The 22,354-nt window shown below is 61.7% G+C and carries 23 protein-coding genes; 17 read left to right on the top strand and 6 right to left on the bottom strand.

The window, feature by feature from the left end; genetic code table 11:
* The first annotated feature begins 74 nt into the window (after window positions 1–74).
* The 16 genes from QWI75_RS01925 (at window position 75) to QWI75_RS01850 (ending at window position 17,467) form a co-directional block, all read left to right on the top strand.
* Entirely contained in the window at window positions 75–458 is a 384-nt protein-coding gene (locus tag QWI75_RS01925; RefSeq protein WP_289266999.1) for an NADH-quinone oxidoreductase subunit A, read from the top strand.
* A 41-nt stretch (window positions 459–499) separates the two neighbouring features.
* Complete coding sequence (locus QWI75_RS01920) at window positions 500–1,027, top strand: NADH-quinone oxidoreductase subunit B (protein ID WP_289266998.1); 528 nt, start codon at window positions 500–502, stop codon at window positions 1,025–1,027.
* Window position 1,028: 1 nt separating this feature from the next.
* On the top strand, window positions 1,029–1,541 hold the full coding sequence (locus tag QWI75_RS01915) for an NADH-quinone oxidoreductase subunit C (protein ID WP_289266997.1): 513 nt from the start codon (window positions 1,029–1,031) through the stop codon (window positions 1,539–1,541).
* A gap of 9 nt (window positions 1,542–1,550) precedes the next feature.
* Window positions 1,551–2,807, top strand: coding sequence for an NADH dehydrogenase (quinone) subunit D (gene nuoD, locus QWI75_RS01910; RefSeq protein ID WP_289266996.1), 1,257 nt, complete (start codon window positions 1,551–1,553; stop codon window positions 2,805–2,807).
* Window positions 2,808–2,907: 100 nt separating this feature from the next.
* The gene (locus tag QWI75_RS01905; protein WP_289266995.1) at window positions 2,908–5,616 is read left to right on the top strand and encodes a molybdopterin-dependent oxidoreductase; all 2,709 of its coding nucleotides are present in this window, start codon (window positions 2,908–2,910) and stop codon (window positions 5,614–5,616) included.
* 26 nt (window positions 5,617–5,642) lie between these two features.
* Window positions 5,643–6,233 carry an NADH-quinone oxidoreductase subunit NuoI gene (gene nuoI / locus QWI75_RS01900; RefSeq protein ID WP_289266994.1) on the top strand — a complete coding sequence of 197 codons (591 nt, stop codon included), beginning with the start codon at window positions 5,643–5,645 and terminating at the stop codon, window positions 6,231–6,233.
* A 39-nt stretch (window positions 6,234–6,272) separates the two neighbouring features.
* Window positions 6,273–6,803 (top strand): NADH-quinone oxidoreductase subunit J family protein, encoded by a 531-nt coding sequence (locus tag QWI75_RS01895; RefSeq protein WP_289266993.1) that lies wholly within the window; start codon window positions 6,273–6,275, stop codon window positions 6,801–6,803.
* Between the two features lie 13 nt (window positions 6,804–6,816).
* Entirely contained in the window at window positions 6,817–7,134 is a 318-nt protein-coding gene (gene sugE, locus QWI75_RS01890) for a quaternary ammonium compound efflux SMR transporter SugE (RefSeq protein ID WP_289266992.1), read from the top strand.
* Window positions 7,135–7,190: 56 nt separating this feature from the next.
* Window positions 7,191–7,493, top strand: coding sequence for an NADH-quinone oxidoreductase subunit NuoK (gene nuoK, locus QWI75_RS01885; RefSeq protein ID WP_289266991.1), 303 nt, complete (start codon window positions 7,191–7,193; stop codon window positions 7,491–7,493).
* Window position 7,494: 1 nt separating this feature from the next.
* Window positions 7,495–9,465, top strand: coding sequence for an NADH-quinone oxidoreductase subunit L (gene nuoL / locus QWI75_RS01880; protein ID WP_289266990.1), 1,971 nt, complete (start codon window positions 7,495–7,497; stop codon window positions 9,463–9,465).
* A 50-nt stretch (window positions 9,466–9,515) separates the two neighbouring features.
* Window positions 9,516–11,075, top strand: coding sequence for a complex I subunit 4 family protein (locus tag QWI75_RS01875; RefSeq protein ID WP_289266989.1), 1,560 nt, complete (start codon window positions 9,516–9,518; stop codon window positions 11,073–11,075).
* A 7-nt stretch (window positions 11,076–11,082) separates the two neighbouring features.
* Complete coding sequence (locus QWI75_RS01870) at window positions 11,083–12,750, top strand: complex I subunit 4 family protein (protein WP_289266988.1); 1,668 nt, start codon at window positions 11,083–11,085, stop codon at window positions 12,748–12,750.
* Window positions 12,747–14,240 carry an NADH-quinone oxidoreductase subunit N gene (locus QWI75_RS01865; protein ID WP_289266987.1) on the top strand — a complete coding sequence of 498 codons (1,494 nt, stop codon included), beginning with the start codon at window positions 12,747–12,749 and terminating at the stop codon, window positions 14,238–14,240. Before QWI75_RS01870 ends, QWI75_RS01865 begins: the two co-directional genes overlap by 4 nt.
* Window positions 14,241–14,473: 233 nt before the next feature.
* Complete coding sequence (locus QWI75_RS01860) at window positions 14,474–15,883, top strand: sensor histidine kinase (RefSeq protein ID WP_289266986.1); 1,410 nt, start codon at window positions 14,474–14,476, stop codon at window positions 15,881–15,883.
* The gene (locus QWI75_RS01855) at window positions 15,880–16,341 is read left to right on the top strand and encodes a response regulator (protein ID WP_289266985.1); all 462 of its coding nucleotides are present in this window, start codon (window positions 15,880–15,882) and stop codon (window positions 16,339–16,341) included. Before QWI75_RS01860 ends, QWI75_RS01855 begins: the two co-directional genes overlap by 4 nt.
* 199 nt (window positions 16,342–16,540) lie before the next feature.
* Complete coding sequence (locus tag QWI75_RS01850) at window positions 16,541–17,467, top strand: phosphodiester glycosidase family protein (RefSeq protein ID WP_289266984.1); 927 nt, start codon at window positions 16,541–16,543, stop codon at window positions 17,465–17,467.
* A gap of 17 nt (window positions 17,468–17,484) precedes the next feature.
* Here QWI75_RS01850 and QWI75_RS01845 read toward each other — a convergent pair whose 3' ends face one another.
* Window positions 17,485–17,913 (bottom strand): rhodanese-like domain-containing protein, encoded by a 429-nt coding sequence (locus QWI75_RS01845; protein ID WP_289266983.1) that lies wholly within the window; start codon window positions 17,911–17,913, stop codon window positions 17,485–17,487.
* 96 nt (window positions 17,914–18,009) lie between these two features.
* Between QWI75_RS01845 and QWI75_RS01840 the strand changes: the two genes are divergently transcribed.
* Window positions 18,010–18,318: a hypothetical protein gene (locus tag QWI75_RS01840; protein WP_289266982.1), complete on the top strand. Its 309-nt coding sequence runs from the start codon at window positions 18,010–18,012 to the stop codon at window positions 18,316–18,318.
* Window positions 18,319–18,327: 9 nt separating this feature from the next.
* Here QWI75_RS01840 and pyrE read toward each other — a convergent pair whose 3' ends face one another.
* From pyrE to QWI75_RS01815, 5 genes are all read right to left on the bottom strand, one after another.
* Complete coding sequence (gene pyrE / locus QWI75_RS01835) at window positions 18,328–18,945, bottom strand: orotate phosphoribosyltransferase (protein WP_289266981.1); 618 nt, start codon at window positions 18,943–18,945, stop codon at window positions 18,328–18,330.
* A gap of 277 nt (window positions 18,946–19,222) precedes the next feature.
* Window positions 19,223–19,429, bottom strand: coding sequence for a hypothetical protein (locus QWI75_RS01830; RefSeq protein WP_289266980.1), 207 nt, complete (start codon window positions 19,427–19,429; stop codon window positions 19,223–19,225).
* A 136-nt stretch (window positions 19,430–19,565) separates the two neighbouring features.
* Entirely contained in the window at window positions 19,566–20,075 is a 510-nt protein-coding gene (locus QWI75_RS01825; protein WP_289266979.1) for a sirohydrochlorin chelatase, read from the bottom strand.
* A gap of 30 nt (window positions 20,076–20,105) precedes the next feature.
* Window positions 20,106–21,062, bottom strand: coding sequence for a YbgA family protein (locus QWI75_RS01820; RefSeq protein ID WP_289266978.1), 957 nt, complete (start codon window positions 21,060–21,062; stop codon window positions 20,106–20,108).
* Window positions 21,059–22,354: a cryptochrome/photolyase family protein gene (locus QWI75_RS01815; RefSeq protein WP_289266977.1), complete on the bottom strand. Its 1,296-nt coding sequence runs from the start codon at window positions 22,352–22,354 to the stop codon at window positions 21,059–21,061. Before QWI75_RS01815 ends, QWI75_RS01820 begins: the two co-directional genes overlap by 4 nt.

Raw genomic sequence — 22,354 nt, 5'->3', positions numbered from 1 at the left:
TGCTATTGCTTTCTGCCGGTGACTAAGATTGCCGCTCGTTTTTTCTTCCCCGAATGCCCACGTAGGGGACCGCAATGGCCGGAACCGAGCTGCTCCTCGAATATCTCAACAGTTACTTCCCCATCCTGCTGTTCATTTTCGTCGCGCTGGCGTTTGGGGTCGTCACATTGATCGTGAGCTATCTCGTTCAACCCAAGTACCCGGAACCGGAAAAACTGAGCACCTATGAATGTGGATCGGAGCCCTTTTCAGATGCGCGCATGCCGTTCCCGGTCCGGTACTACATTTTTGCGATGCTGTTCGTCATCTTCGATATCGAGATCATCTTTCTGTATCCCTGGGCCGTCGTGTTCGACAAGATCGGCTTGATCGGGCTCCTTGAAATGATCATTTTCATCGGCCTGTTCGTCATCGCCTATGTCTATGCCTGGCGAAAAGGCGCCTTGGAGTGGGATTGACCGGACGGGTATAGGGGATTGAACGTCCTATAGGTGTCACCATGGGCTTGATCCAAATCGGGCGTCACGACAAAGACGGTCAGGCGGACGTGATCACGACCACCGTCGAGAAGGCGGTGAACTGGGCCCGCAAGGGTTCGTTGTGGCCGATGACCTTCGGTCTGGCCTGCTGCGCGATAGAAATGATCGCCGCCGTCTCGTCCCGCTACGATATGGACCGGTACGGCGCGGGCGTCTTTCGCGCCTCGCCGCGCCAATCGGACCTCATGATCGTCGCCGGGACCGTATGCCGGCGGATGGCGCCGGTGATCAGGAAAATTTACGACCAGATGCCCGAGCCCAAATACGTCATCGCGATGGGGTCCTGTGCTACCTCGGGCAACATTTACGACAGTTACAGCGTCGTGCAGGGGGTCGACCGATTCGTCCCGGTCGATATCTATGTCCCCGGGTGCCCTCCGACGCCGGAGGCGCTCTTCGACGGGATTCTCAAGCTGCAAGAGCGCATCATGCAGAAACGAGTCTTCGTCAAGCAGCCGGAGCAGGTGAAGCAGCACCTGAAAGCGTGACATGACCGCCGACTCCCTGCATCCCATGGCCCGCCGGATCAAGGACGCCTTCCCGGAAGGTTTCGTGAAGGCGGTCGAATGGCGGGGCGACCTGGCTGTGACGGTCACACCGGACGCGCTGCACCGCGTGGCGCGGCTGCTTCACGACGACCCCGCATTGGATTTTGATTATATCGTGCACGTCAGCTCCGTCGATTGGCCCGAAGATGAGGAGCGGTTCGAAGTCGTCTATGAGTTCTACTCCATCAGGAAACGCCATCGCATTCGGCTCAAAACACGGGTCCGCGAGTCGGACTGTGTCGTGGATTCCCTCTGCGACATTTGGAAAGGCGCCGACTTCATGGAGCGGGAAGTCTTCGACATGATGGGTATCCGTTTTCGGAATCATCCCGATTTGCGCCGCATTTTGATGCCCGATGAATATACGGAGGGGTACCCGCTCCGGAAGGATTTTCCGCTTCGCGGCAAGGGATGGCGCGACACCTTCGATTTCTTGAACGAACCGATGTCCTAAAGGCACGGCATGGCGTCCCGACCCTTCGAAGACCAACGCACGACCGTCTACAAGGTCGACCCGCAACATCCGGAGAGCGAGACCCTCCCGACGTTGCGCACGGAAGAATTGCTGCTGAACATGGGGCCGCAGCACCCCAGCACGCACGGCGTGTTGAAGGTGATTCTCGAGCTGGAAGGCGAGCGGATCGTCAAGTCCATCCCGGTCATGGGCTACCTGCACCGCGGAGTCGAAAAGCTGGCGGAGGAGGGCACCTACCACCAGTTCATTCCGCACACGGACCGGCTGGACTACGTCTGCGCCATGTACAACAACTACGCCTATTGCCGGGCGGTCGAGAAGCTGGTCAACATCACCGTCCCGGAACGGGCGGAGTATCTGCGAACGATCGTCGCCGAGGTCCAGCGCATCATCGGCCACCTCTTCTGGCTGGGCACGCAGGCGCTCGACATCGGGGCCATGACGGTCTTTTTCTATACGTTTCGGGATCGGGAGATTCTGCTGGATTGGTTCGACGAGCTGTGCGGAGCCCGGCTGACCACGAGTTGGTACCGCATCGGCGGGGTCGAGCGGGATTTCACGCCGGCCCTCTTCGAGAAGATCCGCAAGTTCCTCGATTACTTTCCGCCGAAAATCGAGGAATACGTCGTATTCCTCGAAAAGAACCGCATCTGGCTGGCCCGGACCAAGGGCGTGGCCGTCATCTCGGCTGAAGATGCCGTCAATTTCGGGTTGAGCGGCCCGACCTTGCGCGGCTCCGGAGTGGATTACGACCTGCGGAAGTACGAATCCTACGGCGCCTATCCTCGCTGCGAGTTCAGCGTGCCGGTCGGCAAGAACGGCGACACCTATGACCGGTATTGGATTCGAGTCTTGGAAATGCACGAGAGCGTCAAGATCATCCGCCAGTGCCTGGAGCAGATCCCGGCTGAGGGTCCGGTCATGGCGGATGTCCCCAGCGTGACGCTGCCGCCGAAAGAACGGGTCTTTACCAACTTGGAATCGATGATTCAGCAGTTCAAATTGTTCTCCCAGGGGTTCAATGCGCCGCCGGGCGAAATCTACTGCGGCACCGAGGCCCACAAGGGCGAACTCGGGTTCTATATCGTGAGCACGGGCGGCGGGAAACCGTACCGGTTGAAAATCCGTTCGCCTTCCTTCATTCATATGGGCGCCTTTGATTTCATGGCCAAGGGGTACATGATCGCCGACGCGGTCACGATCTTCGGCACCTATGACATCGTGATGGGGGAGTGCGACCGATAAATAAAAGGCGTCAACCGTCACGCGTCAATCGCGCCATGGCGGCGGTTGCTCTCCGAACCGATTGACGGATGACGCAGAACGGTTGACGATTGCAAGTACCATGGCACTGAAACCAACCACTAGTCCTGACACGGAAGCGACGACCATCGAATTGTCCATCGATGGCCAGACGGTCACGGCCAAGGACGGCGTCTCGCTGTACGACGTGATCGCGAGCACGGGCAAGATCATTCCGGCCATGTGCTACCACTACACGTTCGATCCGTTCGGATCCTGCGGCATGTGCCTGGTCATGCAGGAAGGCAAGAAGGCGCCGGTTCGGTCCTGCACCGCCAAGGCGACCGCCGGGATGGTCATCCGGACAGAGGGGGAGGATCTATTCCTCGCCCGCAAGAAGGCGGTGGAGAAACACCTCTCCGTGCATCCGCTCGACTGTCCCGTGTGCGACGCCGACGGCCATTGCGAACTCCAGGACATGGCCTTCCTGCACGGGGTCACGAACCTGGCCAGCGCCAAACAGAAACTCATCCCCGAAGATACGCGCAGCCTGGTGCTGGACTTCAACATGAATCGCTGCATCGCCTGCGGCGAGTGCATCAACATCTGCAAGGACGTGCAAATGATCGACGCCTTGCAGTTCATGAAGAAGGGCGGCTTCAACCAGGTGGTGGCCAAGGGGGACCAGCCGCTGCAATGCGAATTTTGCGGCGACTGTTTGGCCGTCTGTCCCGTGGGCGCCATCACCAACAAGTACTCGAAGTACCAGTACAAGCCCTGGCAGATGAAGAAGACCCTGACCACCTGCAACTACTGCGGCGACGGCTGCCAGATGTATGTGGAGACCAAAGACACCCAGGTGGTGCGGGTCACTTCTCATCTGTCCTGGAAGAACAAATGGGGCGACCGCACCGAGACGGCGAAGGGACATGGCGGCCTCTGTGTTCGCGGCCGGTTCGGGTTCCAGTTCATCGACAGCAAGACGCGCCTGACGCAACCGCTCGTCCGCCGCGAGGGCGAGCTGATATCGGCGCCCTGGCTGGATACCATGCACCAGCTCATCGAACGCATCGAGGCCGTCAAGAGCGCCCACGGACCGCAGGCGATCGCGGGACTCATCACTGCGCGCTGCACCAACGAGGAATTGTACCTGTTCCAAAAGCTCATGCGCGTGGCGCTGGGAACCAACCAGATCGACAGCAGCGCGAGATACGGCCACCTGAATTTCGTCCATGCGGCGCGGCAGGCCCTGGGGGTCGGACGGATGACCAACGATTCGGCCGACATCACCAAGGCAAAAGCCATTCTCTTGGTCGGCTCCAACATCACCGAAACCAATCCCGTCGCGAGCCTGCGGGTCAAGGAAGCGATTCGGGTGTACAAGGCCCAGGTCATCGTCGTCGATTCCTTCAACACGAACATCGCCAAGCTGGCCTCGCACCCCACGTTGGTCAAGCCGGGTACGGAAGGGCTCTTCGTACAAGGATTGGTCAAGGCGGCCCTGGATCAGGATCTGATCGACCAGGAGGCCACAGGGAAACACCCGCAGGCCCTGGCCGCGCTCAAACAGGCGGTTGCCGGCCTCTCGTTGGAGCGGATCGCAACCCAAACCGGCGCCTCGATCGAACAGATCGTCGAAGCCGCCACCCTGTTCGCCGAAGCCCCCCGCGCCCTGGTCATCGCCGGCGAAGGCATCGTGCGGCGGAGCGGCGGCTATCGGACCCTGCTCACCTTGATCGATTTCCTCTGGATCACGGGGAAGTTGGGACGGCCGGGATGCGGCCTCAACACGGTGGTCGAAGAGGCCAACGAACAGGGAGCCGTCGATATGGGCGTGGCGCCGGAATTCCTCCCGGGCCAGGCCCCATTCTCCGATGAAGCCGCTCGGGCCAGATTCGCCAAGGCCTGGGGGTCGGAGCCGCAGCCGGCGACCTTACCGGCGGCCGGGTCTGGCGCAAGCTTGATGGAGATCCTCGACCGTTGCCGAACCGGGCAGATCAAGGCGCTCTATCTCGTGGGCGAAAACCCGCTTGAGACATTGCCGGCCTCCGCCGATGTGCGGGCCGCCCTTGAGAAGCTCGATCTCCTGATCTGCCAGGATCCGTTTTTGACCGAGACCGGCAAACTGGCCCATTTTGTCTTGCCGGCCTGCACCTTCGCCGAAAAGGACGGGACGGTGACCAATCAAGAGGGACAGGTCCAGCGGATCCGCCAGACGCTTGACCCCCTCGGAGAAAGCCTGCCGGACTGGCACATCATGACCGCGCTCGCAAGCGGGCTCGGCCATCAGTGGGACTACGAATCCTCGCAAGATATTCAGAACGAGATCATGAAGCTCTTGCCCGGCTACTATAATCTCGGCCAAGCGAAGAAACCCATGGTCTCGCCCGACGCCTACTTCTCCAATGGCTATGCGGTCCAGGTTTCTTCGCGCTATGCCCAGCCGGGAACCGAGCCATCGCCGGACAAGCCCTATCGGTTGATCATGGGACAGTTGCTGTACCACTCGGGCAAACTCTCGACGCAAGCATCCGGCTTGATCAACATCGCGCCGAACAACGGCCGCCTCCATATGAGCCTGGAAGACCTGTCGCGGCTGGGGTTGGCGGAAGGGGGCACGGTCCGAGTCACCTCGGCGAAGGGCTCGCTGGTCATGGCCGTGCAGCCGAATACGACCGTCCTGCCAGGCGCCTGTTTCTTCCCGGAGCATTTCAACGAGCCGCCTGTGAAGGACCTCATGGCGGTCGAGATCGATCCGGTCACGAAGGTCCCAACGTTCAAATTGACGCCGGTATTTGTGGAGAAGGCCTAAGTCGGGACGCCGGCCCAAAGAGCACGATGATGAAAGTCGCCAGTGTGACCAAGAAGATCCTCCACGCGATCCTGTTCGACGAAATCTGGGACGCCATGAAGGTGACCTTCAAGCACATGTTTCACCGGCCGATCACCTTTCAATATCCGCGCGAGCAGCGTCAGATTCCTGACACCCACCGGGGCGCGCTCGCCCTGTTGCGGTACGACGACGGCAAGGAGCGGTGCGTGGGATGCGACCTCTGCGAAGCCGCCTGTCCCTCGCGCTGCATCAAGGTGGTCAGCGCGGAAGACAAGTCCCTGCCGCTCCAGCGGTACGCCAGCGAGTTTTACATCGACATCACGAAGTGCGTCTTTTGCGGATATTGCGTCGAAGCCTGCCCCGTCAACGCCCTCGCCATGACCAAGCTCTACGAGTTTTCCACCCACGATAAACGGACGCTCTTGTTCGATAAAAAGCGGCTGTACGAGATCGGTGAAAAGTTCCTGGAAGACGGCAAGAAATATCTCTACGCCCACGGCCAGGAAAAAAACAGCGACTCGAGCCGCGAGTACCGATATTACTTTCCCCAGTCCGTGGCGAAGGGGACGCAGCCGCCGCCGAAGCACCTCACGTAAGCGACCGTGCACCGGCCTGTCGAAGGAACCTAGAAGACGATGATCGCGGTGTTCTTTGCCTATTTCTCGCTGGTGGCCATTGTGGCCGGCGTGTTGACGGTCGCCCTGAAGAACCCCGTCCATTGCGGCCTGGCCCTGTTGGCCCTGCTGTTGCACGTCTCCGGCCTGTTCATTCTGTTGAACGCGGAATTCCTCTGGGCGGTGCAGGTGATCGTCTACGCCGGCGCGATCCTCGTGCTCTATCTGTTCGTGCTGATGCTCCTGAACCTGAAGACCGAAGAGCGGTATTTCCATGCCCATTACCCGTACCTGTTGGCGCCGGCGGTCCTGGGCAGCCTCTACCTCCTGTTTATTTTGTTTCGCACCCCCTTCAGCGGGGCGAAGGGCGATGCGCCGACCGATCTCACGCTGAAGACCGGCAATACCGTCGCGATCGGCCTCAAGATGTTCAGCGACCACATCTTGCAGTTCGAGATTATCGGTCTGTTCCTCACGGCCGCGATCGTCGGAGCCATCGTGCTGGCGAAAACACCGACGGATGCCAAGCCGGAGAGCCAGGATCGTCCATGAGATGGAGAGGGAGATGGCGTGGTTCTATCTGATTGTGGCGGGATTGTTCGAGGTCGGGTGGGCGGTCTCGCTGAAATACACGGAGGGGTTCACGAGGCTGTGGCCCAGCGCGTTGTTCGGGGTGTCCATGGCCCTGAGCATTTGGTTGCTGGCGCTGGCGCTCAAGACGATTCCCATCGGAACCGGCTACGCCGTCTGGACCGGCATCGGCGCGGCCGGAACCGCGACGCTGGGCATGCTGCTCTTCGGAGAGTCGCGGGATACGTGGCGGATGCTCAGCCTCCTGTTCATCATCGCCGGGATCGTCGGGCTCAAGGTCTCGTCCACCTGAGGACATCGCTTGGCCATGCCGAAGGCAACTCATCGTCGTGATCTGATGGAACAATCATGATTCCCCTGTCCGCCTACGTGACCGTCAGCACGATCCTGTTCATGACCGGCGTCCTCGGCGTGTTGATCCGGCGGAATTTCATCATCGTCCTGATGTCCGTCGAGATCATGCTGAACGCGGCCAATATCAACCTCGTGGCGTTTTCGCATTATCTGGAATCCATGGCGGGCCAGCTCGTCGCGCTGTTCGTCATCGCCATCGCGGCCGGAGAAGCCGCCATCGGCCTGGCGATCATCATCGTCGTGTTCCGGGGAAAAATCTCGACCAACGTGGACGAGATGAATCTGTTGAAGTGGTGACATGTTCGACTGGCTAGTTCTGCTGATTCCCATCTTCCCCCTGCTGGCAGCAATCGCCAACGGCCTGCTTGGCAGCCGGTACTCGCACCATATGGCCGCACGGCTGGCCTGCGGCTCCGTGTTCCTGTCGTTCCTCTGCGCTGTCGCCGTCTTCGCGGACGTGTTGGGCACCGGCGGTTCTCGCGACGTGGTCGCCTACCAGTGGATCTTCGGCGGGGACCTCAACATCAATCTGGCCTATCTGATCGATCCCCTGACCTGCATCATGCTGCTCGTCGTGACCGGGGTGGGCTTTCTGATCCACCTCTATTCGGTCGGCTACATGCACGGGGAGGACGGGTTCACGCGCTTCTTCACCTACATGAACCTGTTCATGGTCTCCATGTTGCTCCTCGTGATGGGGAACAACTACGTGGTGCTGTTCATCGGATGGGAAGGCGTGGGGCTCTGCTCCTACCTGTTGATCGGCTACTACTATGAGAAGGTTTCGGCCGCCAAGGCGGCCACCAAGGCCTTCGTGGTCAATCGGATCGGCGACGCGGGCTTTTTGCTGGCCATCTTCCTCATCTTCGTGAATTTCAAGTCGCTGGATTACACCACGGTGTTGGCCCAGGCCGGCCAGATCTCGCCGGAAATGGCAACGGCCATTGCCCTTTGCCTCTTGATCGGCGCGGTCGGCAAGTCCGCGCAGATTCCCCTGTACACCTGGCTGCCCGACGCGATGGAAGGCCCCACCCCGGTGAGTGCGCTCATTCACGCCGCCACCATGGTCACGGCGGGGGTCTACATGATCGTGCGCAACCACGTGTTTTACGACATGTCGCCGACCGCAATGACGACCGTGGGGATCATCGGCGGCTCGACGGCCCTCTTCGCCGCCACGATCGGCCTGGTCCAGACCGACATCAAGCGCGTGCTCGCCTATTCCACCGTAAGCCAGCTCGGGTACATGTTCCTGGGTTGTGGCGTCGGAGCCTATGCAGCCGCCATCTTTCACCTGATGACCCATGCCTTCTTCAAGGCCTTGCTGTTTCTCTCAGCCGGCTCGGTCATCCATGCCCTCCACGGAGAGCAGGATATCCGCAAGATGGGAGGGCTGCATTCGAAGATTCCCTGGACCCACCGCGTGTTTCTCATCGGCACCTTGGCGATCGCGGGAATGTTCCCTTTCGCCGGATTCTGGAGCAAGGACGAGATCATGGCCCACGCCTTCACCCATCATCATTACATCCTCTACGGGATGGCGGCCTTGGGGGCCTTGCTCACATCGTTCTACATGTTTCGCCTGACCTACCTGACGTTTTACGGAGAACCGCGCGTGGACCATCACACCTGGGAACATGCCCACGAATCGCCGCCGGTCATGCTCGGACCACTGTTCGTCCTGGCCGCCTTGTCCCTGGTCGGCGGGTTGCCCGGTGTCCCGCCGGAGCACGGGTGGTTCCATCGTTTTCTCAGCCCGGTGGCGGGCACGGGAGGGGGGGAGCACGAGGCCGGCGCCGGGCTCACGATCATGCTCATGGGCGTGGCTACGGTGATCGCCCTACTGGGCTGGCTGCTGGCCCACTTCCTCTATACGGTGAAGCCGGGCACGGCCGACACCTGGGCGGCCCGCTCGCCCCGGCTCTATGCCGCGCTGTTGAACAAGTGGTATGTCGATGAGATCTATGACGCCCTGTTCGTCGAGCCGATGAAACGGATGGGATTGGTCTGGGATTGGTTCGACCGGACCGTGATCGATGGGATCGTCCGCGGCGTCGGCCGCATGACCGAATTGACCGCGGCCGGCAGCACCTGGACCGAAAAGTATGTGATCTACGGATTTCTCAACATCGTCGGGTACGCCAACCATCTGATGGCTCGCTCCTGGCGGAAACTGCAAAGCGGCCTGGTGCACCACTATGCTGCCATCATCGTGGCCGGGTTGTTTGTGATCGTCCATCTCGTGTGGATCTGGTGGAGCGCGTTGTAAGAGAGCCGACGCATGGCGGGCCTCTCGATGACTGAAAGCGAGCCGATCTGATGCTGGAAGAGCTGTCGTTCAATTTCCCCATTCTGTCCTGTCTCTTGGCCGTCCCGCTGCTGGGAGCGCTCGTGCTCTGGTTCCTGGACGACGAGGAGATGGTCAAGGCCGTGGGGCTCGGCGTGTCCCTGCTGGAACTGGCGCTCGCCATCGTCGTGCTCGTCCATTTCGTGCCCGATTCGCCGGCCATGCAGTTCGTCGAACGGGTCGCATGGATCGCCCCGCTCGGCATCAGCTATCACCTGGGGGTGGACGGCATCAGCGTGCTGTTCGTGGGCGTGACGGCGTTCCTGACCACGCTGGTCATCATCTATTCGTGGGATCAGGTGCGACACAAGATCCGCCTCTACCTGATGGCGCTGCTGGCCCTCGAAACCACGACCATGGGCGTGTTCGTCAGCCTGGATCTGTTCGTCTTTTTCGTGTTCTGGGAATTGATGCTGATTCCCAGCTATTTTCTGATCAAGCTCTGGGGCGGCGGCGCGGAGCGTCAATATGCGGCGTTGAAGTTCACGCTCTACACGCTTCTCGGCAGCGTCTTCATGCTCGTGGGGATCGCGCTGCTCGACATCAACTATCACAGTTGGGCGGTGCGCAGTCACATCGAGCCGGTCTACTCATTTGATTTTCTCGAACTCCTGCAGGCGCCGATCTCGGTTAACAAGCAGATTCTGATCTTCTGGCTGTTGTTCCTGGGCTTCGCTTTCAAGGCTCCGCTGTTTCCGTTCCATACCTGGCTCCCGGACGCCTTGCTCGAAGGCCCGATCGGCATGGCGGTCATGCTGGCCGGGGTCAAGCTGGGCACGTACGGATTCCTCCGGTTCAGCCTTCCGTTGCTGCCCGAAGCCTCCAAACATGAGAGCGTCGTCACCATCATCATGGTGCTGGCCCTGTCCGGCATCGTGTACGGCGCCGTCGTGGCGCTGATCCAGCCCGATTTCAGGCGGCTGCTGGCCTTCAGCAGCGTCAGCCACCTGGGGTTCGTGGCGGTCGGGGCCTTTGCGCTGAACTATCAGGGCATTCAAGGCAGCCTGTTGACGATGATCAACCTCGGCTTCAGCACGGCCGGACTCTTCTTCGTGGCGGGGTTTCTGTATTCCAGGAGGCAGAGCACCCATCTGTCGTCCTTCGGCGGCCTCGCCAAACAGGCCCCGCTGCTCGCGACCTTTTTGCTGATCATTGGATTGGCCTCGATCGGGTTGCCGGGGACGAACGGGTTCGTCGGCGAATTCCTAATCCTGATGGGCGCCTTCAAGGCCTATTGGCTGTACGGCGCCATCGCGGTCACCGGCGTCATCACCGGGGCGGCCTATTTTCTGTGGTATTACGAACGGTCGATGCTGGGCCCGCTCGGCAAGGGTCTGGCTCAGGCGGTGCCTGATCTCAAGTTGGGGGAGCTGGTCATCAGCGTCTCGCTGACGATCATGATCATCTGGATCGGCCTGTATCCATCGCCCTTCTTGCGCATGATGAACGGCTCCGTCCAGGCGCTCGTCGACCGCCTGGACCGCGGCACTGTCACGATGATCGATACCACCCGGCACTCGATGCGGGATTAAACAAGTCATGGCCGACTACACGCTCCTTTATATCCTGTTCGCTCCGTTTCTCGGCGTCATCGCGCTGATTTTCACTCCCGAGCGCCAGACGCTCCTCATCCGCAGCATCGCGGCCTGCGCGGCCGGCATCAGCCTCCTAGCTTCGTTCTACATGTTTTTCGCCTACGATCCGGCCAAAGGCGGCTTTCAGTTCGTCCAACGGTACGAATGGTCGCGTGAACTGGGCATTGCGTTCTATCTTGGCGTGGACGGCATCGGGACCCCGCTGGTGCTGGCCTCCTGCATCCTGCTCTTCGCCGGCATTTTCGTCTCGTGGCACATCAAGGACCGGGTGAAGCAATTCTATAGCTGGCTCCTGATCCTCGCGGCCGCCACGATCGGCGTCTTCATGTCGCTGGATCTCTTCTTCCTGTACTTCTTCTACGAAATGTCCGTCATTCCCATGTATCTGCTCCTGGGCATGTGGGGAAGCCACACGAAGAAGTACCTCGAAATGACCGACCCGGAGGGCTTGAAGAAGCGCGATTCGATCGGGTTCATCTTCAACTTCGCCTCGAACAGCAAAGAGTACGCCGCCATGAAGCTCGTGCTGTTCCTGTCGGCCTTTGCCGTCGTGGCGCTGATGGGCATTCTGCTGATTTACAAGTTCTCCGGGCTCAACACCTTCGACATTCTCGTGTTGCGGGAGCAGGCCCATTTCAGCGGACCGGTCGCGACGATCATCTGGCTGCTGATCTTCTTCGGATTTGCCTCGATCGCGCCGATTTGGCCGCTGCACTCCTGGTCGCCGGTCGGCCACGCGGCCGCCCCCGCCGCGACCAGCATGCTCCATGCCGGAGTGCTCATGAAGCTCGGGCATTTCTCCATCATTCGCGTGGCCTTCGAAATTCTGCCGGAGACCACCCGTGAGCTGATGCCGATCGCCGCGGTCCTGTCCATCTTCAGCATGCTGTACGGCGGGTTCGTGGCGTTCTACGCCAAGGACACCAAGTACGTCATCGGCTACTCGAGTTCCAGCCACATGGGCTACGTGTTCCTCGGCATGGCGGCGCTGGACTACATCAGCCTGAGCGGAGCGGTCATCTACATGTTCGCCCACGCGCTGGCCACCAGCATGCTCTTCGCCATGGCCGGCTGGGTCTATGACCAAACCCACACCAGGGACATTCCGTCGCTGGGAGGACTGGTCAACCGCATGCCCTTCATCGCCGGCTGCACGATCGTCGCCTGCATGGCCTCCGTCGGGATGCCGGGCACGGTGAACTTCATCGCCGAAGTCATGATCATCGTCGGCAGTTGGAACAAGTATCCGTTACAGGTCATCGTGGCCGTGATCGGGATCGTCCTGACGATGGGCTATCTCTTCCGCATGATGCGCGCCGTCTTCTACGGCCCCATGGACCAGCACCATAGCCACGCGCACGACGCCGTCGCGGCCGTGGACCGGGTGCCGTTCTTCCTGATGATGGCCTGCAGCATCGGGTTTTTCCTGTTCCCCGGACACTTCTATTCCGTGGTCCGCGCGGGGGTCGATCCGCTGGTCGCGCGGATCTCCAAGGTGGTGCCTGTGGCGGCCGCCGAGCCGGCGGCGGACCGGACCGTCGAACTGGCGTCGTCTCACCCGGATTCCACCGCTGGGTCCGCCGCTCAACGACCGGAGGCCAGACGGCCATGACGTTTTCGCTGTCCCTCTCCCTCTCCGACCTGTTGCTGATGCTGCCGGAGATCGTGCTGACGCTCTGGGTCTGCGCGATCCTGGCGGTCGATTTCGCTTGGCCGAAGCTGCCGAAGATTCACATCGCCTCGTTGAGCGTCCTGTCGCTCGTCAGCACCCTCGCCTGTCTGGTCTGGCTGGACCTCTCGCACGTGACGGGAGCCCTGTTTCGCAACATGTTCGTGCTCGACCGGATGGCGATCTTCTTCAAGATCTTCATCGTGGCCGCCACCCTCATGGTGGTGCTGGCCTCGATCGAATACATCCGCAAATTCCGCTTTTTCCGCGGGGAGTATTACTTCTTGCTGCTCATGTCGGCGCTGGGCATGATGTTCATGGCCTCCGCCAACGACCTGCTCTCCCTGTTCGTCACGCTGGAATTTTCGACCTTCGGCTTCTACGTGCTGGTCTCCTATCTGCGCGACGACCTGGCCTCCAACGAATCCGGCATCAAATTCTTCATCCTGGGCGTGTTCGCCGCCGGGTTGCTGGCCTACGGGATCAGCCTCGTGTACGGCGAGACCGGCAAGCTCGTCTTCTCCGACATGATGGGACCCGAGCCGACGCCCGGGCTCATCGCGGGCTATCTGCTGATCTTTGCCGCGCTCGGCTTCAAGATCGGCGCCGTCCCGTTCCATGCCTGGATTCCGGACACGTATCAAGGGGCGCCTACGCCGGTCACGGCCTTCCTCTCGATCGCCCCGAAAGGCGCGGCCTTGGCCATTCTGCTGCGCATGTTCTACATCGCGCTGGCGACGATGAAGCCGGCCTGGGTCATGATATTGGTCGCCGTCTCCATCCTGTCGATGACCTACGCCAACATCGTGGCGATCGCCCAACGCAACATCAAACGGCTGCTGGCCTATTCCGGCATCGCGCAGATCGGAAACGTGCTGATCGGCTTGGCGGCCGGCACCAAGATGGGGGAGGACGCCATCCTGTTCTACCTGCTCACCTATCTGTTCGCCAATATGGGCGCCTTCGCCGTCATCATTACTGTCGGCAATCTGATCGGCAGCGACGAGATCGAAGATTACAACGGCCTGAACCGCCGCTCGCCGCTCTTGGCCTTTGCCATGCTGTTGTTTCTGCTGTCGCTGGCCGGAGTTCCCCCGCTCGCCGGGTTCATCGGCAAGCTCTATATTTTCGTCGCGGCCATCAAGGAAGGCCTCTACACATTGATCGCCGTCGGGCTGGTCAATGTCGTCATCTCCATGTACTACTACTTGATCGTCGTCAAGAAGATGTATATCAACGAGCCGACCGATCCGACGCCGCTGCGGGTGCCGGGGTCGATGCAGGCGGTGCTGTACATCGGCCTGGCCGGCACGCTGGCGCTGGGAATCTACCCGCAGCCGGTGATCGACTGGGTCGTCTCCGCCACGCTCATGTTTTCCAATCTTGCCGGCTCGATCGCCCACGCGGCTCCGCCGGCAATGCCCGGCGGTTGATCGTTCCGCCTCTCGCCCTGGTGCCTGTCATTCCATAGGCCGTCGCCGCCACGCTCCCGTTTACCCGCTGCGCGAAACGCGAAATCCGTCAAGGCCCGTCCCCCTCTCTGCTAGAATACCGACCGACCGGATCCAGCCGGCCCGGTGCGCCGCATCGACGCGATCCCTGTCCCAGCCTCCAGATCGATGCCCCGGAAAGGCGCGCGCGTCCTCATGTTCCGGTCCACGCACCCATGCGCATCCCATACCGCAATTCGTTCGCACAGTGGTCCATTCATCACCTCATGCTGCTCGGCTTCGGCTTGGTGTTCCTCGTCGTCGGCGCCATCAGCCTCCTGGTCTATCGCAACACCTCCATCCTCATCACGAACACCAAACATGACGCCCGGAGCCATCGCCTCGTCAAGGGCCTCGACGACCTGCTCGCCCTGCTGGAAGAAGCCGAACGCAGCTCCCGCCGCTACTTGGTCACGGGCGACGACAGTTATCTGGATGCGCACCAAGCCGCCATCGAATTGGCCCCGGCCTATGTGCTGACGTTTCAGGAATCGGTCAGCGAAAGCCCTTTGCAGCAGGAACGGGTCCGGTTGCTGGAAACCCGCATCAAGCGCGTGCTCGACGCCGAGCGGGCCGGCATCGTCCAACGCCAGAAACACGGCTATCAGGGGGTGCGTCCGCTGGTGTCCGGACGGGACGCCAACCGTGAACTCGAAGGGGTGCGGCTCATCCTGTCGGAGATTAGCCGGGAAGAAACCGAGTCGATCGAACGTCGGGCCCATGACTCGGCGGCCAGCACCCGCCTGAACATTTGGCTGCTCGGAGGCGGGACGCTGTTGCAATGCGTGCTGCTGTCGTCGGTCTACTATCTCATCCGGCACGACCTTGCCGAGCGGGAGCGGGTGGCCAGGGAACTCGCGCACCGGGGCGAACTGCTGGAAGCGGCCAACAAGGAATTGGAAGCCTTCAGCTACTCCGTGTCGCACGACTTGAGGGCTCCGCTCCGCCACATCGACGGCTACGTCGCCTTGCTGGAGAAGGCCGCCGGGCAGGACCTCAACGAAAAAGCGCGCCGGTACCTCACGACCATTTCCCAGGCCGCCAAACAGATGGGCCAGTTGATCGACGATCTCCTGAGCTTCTCGCGCATGGGACGGGCCGAGATGACGACGACCGACGTGGATATGAACCAACTGGTGAAAGAGGTGATCCAGCACCTGCAACCGGACCTGCAGGGGCGCGCCGTCGCCTGGCAGATCGAGGATCTGCCGGTCGTCCAGGGCGACCCCTCCATGCTACGGCAGATCTTCGTCAATTTGATCGCCAACGCCGTGAAGTTCACGAGCACGAGGCCGTTGGCGAAGATCGAGATCGGAGCCGACTCGTCCTCTCCGCAGGAAACCGTCTTCTTCGTGAAGGATAACGGCGTCGGGTTCGACATGGCTTATCGCGACAAGCTGTTCGGCGTCTTTCAGCGGCTCCACCGGGCCGATGAGTTCGAGGGGACGGGGATCGGCCTGGCCAACGTCCGACGGATCGTCCACCGGCACGGGGGCAGGAGCTGGGCGGAAGGGGAGCCCGACAAGGGCGCCACGTTTTACATCGCTCTGCCCACCCATCGGGCTCCGCTTCAGATGGCGGCATGACCGTGAGCTACAAACCGATCCTGCTGGCCGACGACAACCCCCAGGATGCCGAGTTGGCCCTGGCCGCCATGGAAGAGCAGCGGCTCGCCGAGAAAGTGACCCTCTGCCGGGATGGTTCGGAAGTCTTGGACTATCTCTATCGCCGGGGCCCCTACGCCGCTCGTCCGGAAGGCCAGCCGACGGTCATCATGCTGGATCTGAAAATGCCGAAGGTCGACGGGCTGGAGGTGCTCCGCGCCATTAAATCGGACGACATGCTAAAGCGCATCCCGGTCGTCATCTTTACCTCGTCGCGCGAGGAACAGGACATTCTGCGCTGCTACGCCTTCGGAGCCAACGCCTACGTGGTCAAACCGGTCGAGTTCGGGGCGTTCAGGAAAACGGTCACGGAGCTGGGCCTGTTCTGGGGCACGATCAACGAACCGCCGCCTCCGGACCCGGCGCCGGCGGCACGGTAATCGATGCGAGAGGAGAGCGGCAGGCCTGCGCCGTTGACCGGGCGGGGAGGCCTCTCTATACTCGTCCCCGTTGGCCCAGCCCGCGACGCATCCTGCTCGTCCGTCTCGTCATGCGTGCCGATCCGAGTCTCCGATGTACGCCGACCGCGCAGGCCGACAAACTGACCGGGAGCGACCGGGAGGAAGCTGCGACGCCCTGATGGCCAAGACCGGTTCGGTCTTGCGCCTGGGTCGGACGCTGATCAGCCGCGCCGCGATCATGCTGCTGCTCGTCCTCCCCCTGGTAGCACCAGCCGCTTCCGATGAGGGCCTCAAGTGGGACAGCGTGGCGGATGGACTGGCGTTTGCGACCTGGAATCCCGGTGTTCGATGCAGCGAGGACCTTGCAGCGGTGCTCGTGCGCATCGATCCGGAGCGCTACCGGTTTGCGGTCCACCATTTCCAGGACGAAGGCTTGCCTTCCCCCCCCTTGATGGTGGACTGGCAGCGGCGCATCGGGGCCAGCCTCATGTTCAACGCCGGCCTGTTTCTCGACGATTTTTCCTACATGGGGCTGCTCTATAAGGACGGGCGTGCGCTCGGAAAGCGGCGCCACCCTCAATGGCAGGCGCTGTTCGTCGCCGAACCCACGGAGGCGGACCGCCGGAAAGCCGGGGTGCTCGACCTGGCCTTTGAACAGTTTGAGGAGGAACGTCCGACCTATCGGGAAGCGGCGCAAGCCCTCATGGTCGTCGATCGAACCGGCAAGATCCGCGTCAGGCAATCAGGCAAGCGCGCGCAGCAGACGCTCCTGGCCGAAGACGGCGGCGGCATGATCTGGCTCCTCAAGACGACGAATCCGGCCACGCTCTATGGGTTGGGCGATTGCCTGCGCCGGTCGTTCCCGGCCGTGAAGCAGGTCATGGCGATGGACGGCGGCTCCTCTTCCGAAGTGCTGGTCGGCGCCGACTTGCTGGCGCAACTGACCAGATCGGGCTACGCGCCCGGTTGGCGGTCCGCCGTCGACGGCACCGCCCGGGCCTCCCACATCCCGCTGCCGGCGGTGATCAGCATCAGGCCGAGGACGGAGACCGGCTCGCCCTCGCCGACCCGCCATCCGGCGCAACAACCGTCCTCAGCCCGTTGACAGCCCGTGCCCGCCTCCTACCGGCGAGGACGCTCGATCGGATAGCCTGCCTCCGTCCAGGCGTTCATGCTGCCATCGACGTTGTACACGTAGCGGTAGCCCAAGTCGGCCAGCGTCTCCGCGGCGATATTGCTGCGATGGCCCGACTGGCAGTACACCACGACGTGCTCGTCCGGTTTGGCTCCGATCTCCCGATGCCGGGCCTTGATCTCGCGGAAGTCAATGTTGAGATCGGTGCCGGGAATGAACCCGCCTGCATGTTCTTCCGGGCTGCGGACATCGACCAAGAAGAACCCCTTCTTGTCCGGAGAGACCGCCTTCATCAATCCCGCCCGCAATTGCTGCACGTTCAACACATAACTATGGTAGGCGAGTCCAGCCGTGGACCCGGCTACGACAATCGCCAGCGCAATGCCGCCGATCAGAAGCCACCCTGGCCGTTTCATGGACGTCCTCCTTTCGCAACCGACTCCCTGTCCGCCGTCGCGGACCTCCGATTGATTCTTGTTCCGATCGGGTCCTCCGCTTATGATACGAACTCCATGAAAAACCGGTCAAGGTTCTGCCTGCTGGCTCTGGCGGTCGCCTGCCAGGGTTGTTCAGAGGGCGCCAAGCTGTTACAGGTGAGCGAGCAGGGGGGCGTCGTCGTCTATCCCTTCAGGCCGGAAACCGGGTCGATGACCTCGACATTTCGGCGGGATGCCATTCGGTTGATCGAAGAACAGTGCGGCCGTCGCTACACCATCGTCCGTGAAGGAGAAGCCAGGGGCCGAAGTCGAGTGCACAACGTGCAGGGTTCGCAGGAGATCGTTCAAGAACGGCGGTGGGGCATTCAGTTTGAATGCAAATAACCCAGCCGATCAGCGGGCGCCGGCCGGTCCAACCTTGGCGTGAAAATCATCGATCGTCAACAGGCTCAAGAGCCTGAGCCCTTCCGCTTCCACCCTTGCCCGGCCATCCTGTTCCTTGCGATCCACGATCACCAGAGCATGCCCCACTTCCAGTCCGGCCTTTCGCGCCGCCGCGACCGCCTTCAACAGCGAGCCGCCGCTGGTCAAGACGTCGTCCACGACCACCGCCCGGTCGCCCGGACGGACGCCGCCTTCGATCAGCTTCCCCAAGCCGTGGTCCTTAGCCTGCTTTCTCACGACGAAGGTCCGCCATGCCCGTTGAGGATTGGCCGCAAACGCGTAATCCGAAATCGTGGTGGCGATGGAAATCGCGCCGATCTCCAATCCGCCGAGGCAGTCGAAGTCCACCTCCCTCAACCGTTCCCAGGCAGCCTGTGCCACCAGCCGGCGAGGGCCGGGATGCGCCATGAGCATCCGGCAATCCACATAGAAGGGGCTGATCTGGCCGGAAGCCAGCGTAAACCCTTTATCCGGGTCGTACCGGAACGACTGGGTTTCAAGAAACGCCTCGACCAATTCGGCCTTCAATGTCGTGTCCTGTTCCGTTGATCGATTGACCTGCGTCACAGACGATGTCTCCCGGCCTGTCGCCAATTCTGCACGATCCGAAATCGGCATATCGGATGGCCGGCCCCGCGCGAGTATACCGATATCGCGAGTCCCACGCCACACTTCGGCTGGCTCAAATCCACGGCACCTGAAGGGTGGCGCTACCGGAGGGGCTTGTCGGACCGTGAAACAGGACCACTCGCCATTGGGAATGCCGACTACAGGACAGTTCCGGATAGGGCTTCAGCAGCCACCGTTCACGGAAAAGCACCAAACGGACTCAGAGATGGACCGGTCAGTAGGATCCGGTCGTGCCGGGCGAGGAAGTGCTGCGGGACGGACGTTGAGACCGACCGGGTTGAGCCTCGCGAGACGAGTCCTTGTCTTCGGCCTGTTTGGCCTGTTCCTCATCTGTCATATATCGATCCGGCTCCACGCAACCCTGGACCCATCCGCAGAACAGCAGAAGGGCGATCAACATTCCCAAGCGGATACGAATCATGTGTTGCCTTTCCCTGTCCGGTCCACCGCCGCCTTCACTCTACTACAAGGTTCTAGCCTGGAGAAAGCGGAGATTTCCCCTTCGGGGGAGGCGAGAATTCAGGGCGCGAATACAGAGATAGACCTATGAGAACCAGTCACGAAAACCGCCGCAGTTGCTCCGCCAGGGTCTCTGCGACGAGGTTCAAGTCGAACGGCCAGGCGTACCGCAAGGTGATCTCCGGATGTGCGGCCCTCAGCCCCGCGAGAATTTCCGGGATCTCGATTTCCGAATGGGAACCGCCGGGCGTGAACATCGTGGTGATCACCGTAATGTCCGTCGCGCCCATTCCGGCCAGTTCTTCTACCGCCTCCTGTAACGTCGGCGCGCAGTACTCGTTGTATGCGAGCGCAAAGAGGGCTCCGTCCAACCGCTGGCGGAGATGCGCGGCCACCGCCTCCAGCCCGACGCGATAGGGGTCGTTCTGCGGGGTCCTCGGCCAGCGCCGGATCGTCGCGTCCAATTCGATTTCCTCCTGGCTCGGCGGCGCCTTGACCGCTCGCCGCTGCGCCTCCAGCCGCTTCAGCCTCGTGATCAACTCCGGCGGGCAATCTTTGGGAATGCCTCCATGTCCGACGAGCACCACTCCGCGTTGGGTCGAGACCATCGAGCGACTCCTTTCACGCCTTTCAGGCGGCTATACATGGTTCCTCAACATGAGTTCCTTGGGATGCGGATTCAGATAGATCTGGTCCCGGACGTAAGGCACCTCGAATCGGGCCACGTAATGTTTGACGAGCGTCATCGGCACGACCAACGGGACCAGGCCGCGATGATAATCGTCGATGAGACTCAACAACTCCGCCTTTTCAGCCCGATCGAGGTGGGCTTTGAAGTGTCCCACCAGGTGATGCAGCACGTTCACATGCTTGCGGACCGTCGCCTTGACGGACAGGGCCTCCATGAACAGCTTTCCATATCGCAGAGGCAGTTCCTTCGGCCGGTAGCGGTCGGCCTGCGCAACGATCTGGCCCAAACTCCGATAGTGGGTCGCGCTGTGCGCCAGGAGGAGATACTTGTGGATCGTGTGAAAGCTCACCAGGGCTCGCCGGGTGCCGCCGGCCGACAGCAGGCTCCGCCACCGGTCGTAGGCAAACACCCGCTCGATGAAGTTTTCGCGGATCAACGGATCGCAGAGCCGTCCCTCCTCCTCGATTGGCGTCAGCGGAAAATGCTCGCGGAACGCCCGGGCGAAGACCCCCACCCCGGCCCGGCCCGGCATCCCGTGCTTGTTGTAGAGCCTCACCCGCTCGATGCCGCAGCTCGGCGAGTCCTTCTTGAACACGTATCCGCACAGATCCTCCGCTTCCAGCTCCCGAACCCGCCGGTGAGAGAACTCTGCCAGCGGCCTGGTCAGGTCCCGGTTCGTTCGGATCGTGATCAACCGGGGCTGTTCCGGCTCGCCCACCAACCGCATCGCCTCCCGTGGCGTGCCCAACCCCGCCTCCACCTCGGGACAGACCGGCACCCATTCGACATAGCGGCCCAGCACCTCGACCAGAAAGTGATCCCGCTTGTGCCCGCCGTCGAACCGGACCTCGTCTCCGAGCAGGCAGCGGCTGATGCCGAGCTTAATGGGATGCTCCCGGTTCATGCCGTCCTCGCCGCTTCGGCCACGTACTCGCCGGCCGGATCAAACTTTTTCCCCTGTAGCGCCGGGTTGAAGATCCGATAGCCAGGCATGGCGTCCGTGCCGGTCGAGGCGCACCATTGCCAGTTGCCGTTGTTCACGGCCAGGTCCGCATCGAGCAGCCGGTTCATGAAGTAGCGCTCGCCCCAACGCCAGTCCAGCCGCAGATCCTTCGCAAGGAACGACGCCGCCACCATGCGCACGCGATTGTGCATCCAGCCGGTCTGGTTCAGTTGACGCATGCCGGCGTCCACCAGCGGATAGCCGGTTCGCCCCTCGCGCCAGGCCTGAAACAACCAGCGGGCCTCCGGCCCGTCGGGACGGCGAGGGGCGACCGCCGCCGCCCGGAACGGCTCCCCGGCTACATGCGGATGGTTGGCCAGCACCTGATGAAAAAAATCCCGCCAGACCAATTCGTCGATCCAGGTCACGACATCTGACCGGGATGCGCCGTTTCGTTGACTGTCCCGATCGCTCAAGGTTCGCAGCGCCTGCCGGACTGCCGAGCGCGGCGACAAAGTCCCGAATCGGAAGTGCGGAGAGAGCACGGAGGTCTCGTCCTGTGCCGGCCGGTTGCGTCCGATGCCATAGCGGTGAATCGGGCCGTCCAAAAACAGTCGCAGTCGAGCGAGGGCCTGCCGTTCTCCGCCGGGAATCGCCGGCACGATAGTCTGGTATCCCAAATCTGAAGCGGAGGGGAGCGGTTTGATCTCTTTGGAGGGAACCGCTGACTGTCTTGAAGGAGACAGGGTCGCCGATTCCGGGGCAGCGGCCCGCCACTTGGCCCACCATTTCGCCCGATAGGCGCCGTAGCGTTGGAAGCCCCCGCCGTCCGCTGTGCGGATCTCATCCGGCTCGAAGACCATATGGTCCTTGAAGGTCCGTACCGCGACCCCTTGCTTGGCCAAGGCCCGCATGACGAGATGATCCCGTTCCACAGCGACCGGATCATAGTCCCGATTCCACAGCACCGCGTCGGCCCGCATGTCGCGCGCCAGCTTCGGAACGTCTTCCAGAGGATCGCCATGGCGCCATCGCAATGAGAGCCCGGATCCGGCCAGCGAGCGTTGCAGTTCGGCCAGACAATCCAGCATGAACCGGACGCACCCGGCGCCAAAGACCTGCGACCGGAGCAACGGCTCGTCGAACACGAAGAGCGGGATGACCTCCTCATAGTCTCGGAGCGCATTCGCCAGGGCGGGGTGATCCTGCACCCGGAGATCCCGCCGAAACCACACGATCGCTCTCGACATCAT

The sequence above is a fragment of the Nitrospira tepida genome (assembly GCF_947241125.1).
Taxonomy (GTDB): Bacteria; Nitrospirota; Nitrospiria; order Nitrospirales; family Nitrospiraceae; genus Nitrospira_G; species Nitrospira_G tepida.
This window is presented reverse-complemented; position numbering and strand designations above follow the sequence as displayed.